Annotated in this window: 1 protein-coding gene and 1 pseudogene (1 of these 2 only partly in view); both read right to left on the reverse strand. The window is 72.8% G+C overall.

Annotated features, from left to right (window positions below; translation table 11 throughout):
• Window positions 1–309 precede the first annotated feature (309 nt).
• Complete coding sequence (locus tag I5E_RS15015) at window positions 310–2322, reverse strand: vWA domain-containing protein (protein ID WP_022907704.1); 2013 nt, start codon at window positions 2320–2322, stop codon at window positions 310–312.
• Window positions 2315–3681, reverse strand: a pseudogene (locus I5E_RS15020) (magnesium chelatase) (its annotated part continues 16 nt past the right edge of the window); the annotation flags it as partial. The pseudogene I5E_RS15020 and the gene I5E_RS15015, both read right to left, overlap by 8 nt.

The following is a 3681-nucleotide window of genomic DNA, read 5'->3' on the forward strand; positions in this document are numbered from 1 at the left end:
CGGGTCGCGTCGGTCCCGGGCGCACCGGGAGGGATCGGGTCGGCGGGCTCCGTCGGGTCCGGAGCCCACCGACCCCACCGCGTCCCGCCTGCCGGGACGCGGATGCCCGCGAGGTCGACCGAACCGCGCCGTTGCGTTCCGGGACCCCACGGGGGTCGACCGGCCGAGGACGGATCAGGTGCACTCGGACGGCCGACACCACCCGGCCGACGATGTCGGTCTGGTGGAGCGGTGATGGGCGGCCGAGGTCCGGGGCAGCTGTGACGTCAGCATACGACGACGGGTGCCCTGCTGACCAGGGCCTTCCCGTCAGATCGTCCAGTCGTCGCGGGGGAACGCTCCGCCGCGGCGCGACCCCAGGTACGACCCGACGACCGCGACGCCGAGGTCGTCGTTCTCCGGCGCGACGACCGTGCCGTCCACGCGTCTCGCCATGGCGTCGATGAAGCGCGCCAGCCCCGGGTCGTCCCCGAGCCGGAAGAACGTGGTCTGCGCGCCGAGTCGTCCGGCGTTCTCCAGCTCGCGCACGGAGAGCGCGATCGTGATCGGGTCCGGCGGGTACCCGAACCACACCTGGCCGTTCGGCTCGAGGTGCGACGTCGGTTCGCCGTCGGTGACGATGAGCAGCACGGGCTGGGCGGTCGGGTGCTTCCGGAAGTGCCGGTTCGCGAGGAGCAGCGCGTGGTGCAGGTTCGTGCCCTTGTCCCACATCGCGTCGAGGCCGACGAGCTGCTCGATGTCCATCACCTCGGCCTCGCGTCCGAAGGCGATGAGCTGCAGGTCGTCGCCGCGGAACCGGGTCGACACGAGCGTGTGGAGCGCGAGCGCGGTGCGCTTCATCGGCACCCAGCGGTCCTCCATCGCCATCGAGAACGAGGTGTCGACGAGCAGCGCCACGCAGGCCTGTGTCCGAGCCTCGGTCTCCTGCACCTCGACGTCATCGATCTGCAGGCGGACCCCCGGGCCCGTCCGGCCCGAGGCCGCGGTGCGGGTGAGCGCGTTCGTGATCGACCGGGTGACGTCCCACGGTTCGGTGTCGCCGTACTGCCACTGCCGTGTCGCGCCCGATGGTTCCCCGGAGGCGCCGGACCGCCGGAGGTCCCGGGCTCCCTGGCGACCGGACATCCGCTCGGCGACGTCGCGGAGCAGGCTCTTCCCGAGCTGCCGCATGGCCTTCGGTGTGAGCCGGAGCTGCCCGTCGGCGCCGCGACGCATCGCCCCGGAGTTCCGCAGGGCCTTCTCGAGCCGCTGCAGGGTGGTCGCGTCGACGACGGCGTCGTTCCCGAGCTGACGGCCGAGGGCGTCGAGGTCGAGGTCGTCCAGGTCGGAGCCCGGTCCGGCCTGTGCGATCTGGTCGGCGAGGGCGTCGAGGTCGGCGATGTCCTGGAACACCCCGGTGCCGTCGCCGAGCCCGAGTCCCTGCTCGCCCTCCATCCGCTCGGACCCGCCCCAGTCCTCGCCCGGCCGGAGTGAGCGGAGGGTGTCGTCGAGCTGGGCGAGCTGTCCCATCAGGTCGGGGGAGCCGAACGCCTGCTGCGCGAGGGCGTCGAGTTCGTCGCGCTGTTCCCGGGTCATCGAGTTGCGCATCCGCTGCGCCGCGGCCGCCCGGGCAGCGAGGTCGTCGAGCAGCTCCTCGACGTTCTGCGGGGCCGACGGGAAGTACCGGCCGTGCTCGGCCATGAACGCGTCGAACTGCTCCTGCGTGTCCGTCCCCGCACGGTGGTCCTCGAGCAGCGCGGTGAGGTCGCGCATCATCGCGGCGACGTCCTCGCGGTCCTGGTCCGTGGCGCCCTCGAGCGCCTGCTTCATGCCGGCGAAGCGCTGATCGAGCACCTCGCGGCCGAGCAGGTCCTTGATCTCCTCGAACTTCTGCCGCGCGGCCGGACTCGTCCAGTCGTAGCCGTTCAGCTCCTGGACCGCGGTGGCCGGCGACGGCGAGAGGCTGTCGAGCTGCATCTCGGCGAGGGCCCGGTCGCCGTCGTCGATCTCGGTGTCCCGGGCGAGCTGTCCGCGTTCGGCCAGCACGGCTTCGTCCAGCAGCTGCTTGACCTGCTGCAGGGTGCCGTCGAGGTTGTTCTTCGCCGTCAGCTCGCGCCGTCGCTCGGCCACCCGGCGTGCCAGGTCGTCGAGGCCGCGCTGGTCCCGACCGCCCCGGCGCAGGTACTCCCGGAGGGCACGCTCGGGCGAGGTGCCGCCCATCACGTCCTCGCCGATGGCGTCGAGCGCCTCGGCCAGGTCGACCGGGGGAGCGAGCGGGTCCGGCCCGTCCTCGTACTTCCCGTAGCGGGCGTCGCGGGTCAGGCGCCGGTTCGCCCTAGCCATAGACGGCTTCGCCCCCGCCGGACTCCTTGCTGATCCGCCGCGCGAGGTAGAGCCCCTCGAGCGCGAGTTCGATGGCCCCGGCACGTCCGCCGTCGTCGGTCGCACCGAGTCGTTCGCCGATCTGGTCGTACAGGTCGGACTCACCGATCGACGGCAGGCCCTCGAGGAAGGTCCGGGCGCTGACCTGCTCGCCCGTGGTCACCATCGTGCCGCCGTCGAGGGCCTCGACGAGGACCGCGAAGTCGAGCCCGCGGAAGCGCGCGCGGACGGTCTCGGCGGTCGCGGTCCGGAGCAGGTGCTCGAGCACCTCGTCGGCGCGGTCCTCCTCGCCGTTCTCGAACTCGATCTTGCCGCCGAGGACGTCAACCGCGGTCTCGAGGTCGATCGGCCGTGCGACCGCGTGCTCCTCGCCCTGCCGTGCGGCGCGGTGCACCGCGGCGGCGGAGACGGTCTCGGCGCCGGCGATCGCGAAGCGGGCGCTGACGCCGCTGCGCTGGTCGACCGCACTCGATGCGCGGAGCGCCCGCGTGAACCGCGCGAGGATCTCGACGAGCGCGTCCGGCACGTCGGCGGTGAGCCGCGCCTCCTGGCGGATGACGGCGATCTCGTCCTCGAGCTCGATCGGGTAGTGGGTCCGGATCTCGGCGCCGAAGCGGTCCTTGAGCGGCGTGATGATGCGGCCGCGGTTCGTGTAGTCCTCGGGGTTCGCGCTCGCGACCACGAGCACGTCGAGCGGCAGCCGCAGCACGTAGCCGCGGATCTGCACGTCGCGCTCCTCCATCACGTTGAGCATCGCGACCTGGATGCGTTCGGCGAGGTCGGGGAGCTCGTTGATGGCGACGATGCCGCGGTGGCCGCGGGGGACGAGCCCGAAGTGGATCGTCTCCGGGTCGCCGAGGCTGCGTCCCTCCGCCACCTTCATCGGGTCGACGTCGCCGATGAGGTCGGCGACGCTCGTGTCCGGCGTCGCGAGCTTCTCGACGTAGCGGTCGTCCCGGTGGCGCCAGCTGATCGGCAGGGCGTCGCCGAGGTCCTCCGCCCGCCGGATGCTCGCGGTCGTGATCGGTTCGTACGGGTGCTCGCCGAGCTCGGAGCCGGTGATGACCGGCGTCCACTCGTCGAGCAGGCCCTGCAGCGTGCGGAGCAGGCGTGTCTTGCCCTGGCCGCGCTCGCCGAGCAGGACGACGTCGTGCCCGGCGATGAGGGCGCGTTCCAGCTGCGGGACCACGGTGGTGCCGAAGCCGTGCAGGCCGGGCCACGGGTCGCGGCCCTCACGGAGGGCGCTTATCAGGTTGTCGCGGATCTCGGCGCGGACCGTCGGCGGGCGCGGCCCGGGGCGCGGGNCCCCCCGCCCGNTNG

Source organism: Curtobacterium sp. B18 (assembly GCF_000333375.1).
In the GTDB taxonomy this organism is placed as follows: domain Bacteria; phylum Actinomycetota; class Actinomycetes; order Actinomycetales; family Microbacteriaceae; genus Curtobacterium.

Coding starts and splice junctions, on each gene's coding strand:
- I5E_RS15015 (WP_022907704.1), bottom strand. CDS start 2,322: ATGGCTAGGGCGAACCGGCGCCTGACCCGCGACGCCCGCTACGGGAAG.